General features: G+C 65.5%; 1 pseudogene. It reads right to left on the reverse strand.

Going from position 1 to position 1,152, the window contains the following annotated elements:
- Positions 1–705, reverse strand: a pseudogene (gene asnB / locus BQ8005_RS16625) (asparagine synthase B); the annotation flags it as partial.
- Positions 706–1,152: the final 447 nt, after the last annotated feature.

Below are 1,152 nucleotides of genomic sequence, written 5' to 3' on the forward strand. Positions count from 1 at the left end.
CATCAGCTGGCGGCGCACGGCGGCTTCGAGGGCGGTGCGCACGTCGGCCACCTGTGCCTGCCAGGCTTCGTCGGCGGGCAGCGAGGCGTAGCGGTTGCGCACGGCGTCGTAGTCCGTCCAGTCGCGGCGGTACCAGCGGCGCATCTTGCCCTCGCGGCTCCAGTAGTAGTGGCCGGGCAGGAAGGGCTCGTACTCGTCGCACAGGCCTTCGAGGGCTTTCAGCTCGCTGGCGCAGTAGAGGGTGCCGTCGGCGTCGCGCCCTATATAAAGGGGTATGACGCCGATGGGGTCGCGGGCGATGAGGAACTCGTCGCGCTCCTCGTCGTAGAGGGCGAAGGCGAAGATGCCGCTCAGGCGTTCGATGAAGTCCGTGCCGTAGCGGCGGTAGAGGGCGAGGATGACCTCGCAGTCGCTGCCCGTCTGGAACTGGTACTCACCGGCGAAGTCGGCGCGCAGGTTGCGGTGGTTGTAGATTTCGCCGTTGACGGCCAGCACCTGCCGGCGGTCGGGCGAGTAGAGGGGCTGGCCGCCGCTTTGCGGGTCGACGATGGACAGGCGTTCGTGGGCCAGGATGGCGGAGCCGCCACAGTAGATGCCGCTCCAGTCGGGGCCGCGGTGGCGGATGCGTTTGGCCATGGTGAGGGCTTTTTGCCTCAGTTCAGGGGTTTGCTCTTTGATGTTGAAGATGCAGGCTATTCCACACATAATGTCTTGATGGTTTATAAGGAAGCTCCTGCTCCGATTTCCTTTCTGGGGATGAGGAGAGCGAGCTTCGGGTGTAACTTATTGTTTTTCAGGTTTGCCAACGATCGTTGGCGAGTCTCCGCAGGGCTTCGGCAGTCGGCCTCACCGGTGTGGCAGGTTTCCGCAGGGCTTCGGCGGTGTGCCTCACCGGTGTGGCGGGTTTCCGCAGGGCTTCGGCGGCGTGCCTCACCGGTGTGGCAGGTTTCCGCAGGGCTTCGGCGACGAGCCTCACCGGTGAGGCTGGTTTCCGCAGGGCTTCGGCGGTGTGCCTCACCGGTGAGGCTGGGTTTCGCAGGGCTTCGGCGATGTGCCTCACCGGTGTGGCCCGCTGCCGGCGGCTCATTTTGCGTTCAGCATCCGGTCGATGTCTGCGGCGGCGCGACGGCCGGCGGCGATGCACTTCACCAC

The organism is Bacteroides togonis, from assembly GCF_900130135.1.
GTDB classification, from domain to species: Bacteria; Bacteroidota; Bacteroidia; order Bacteroidales; family Bacteroidaceae; genus Bacteroides; species Bacteroides pullorum.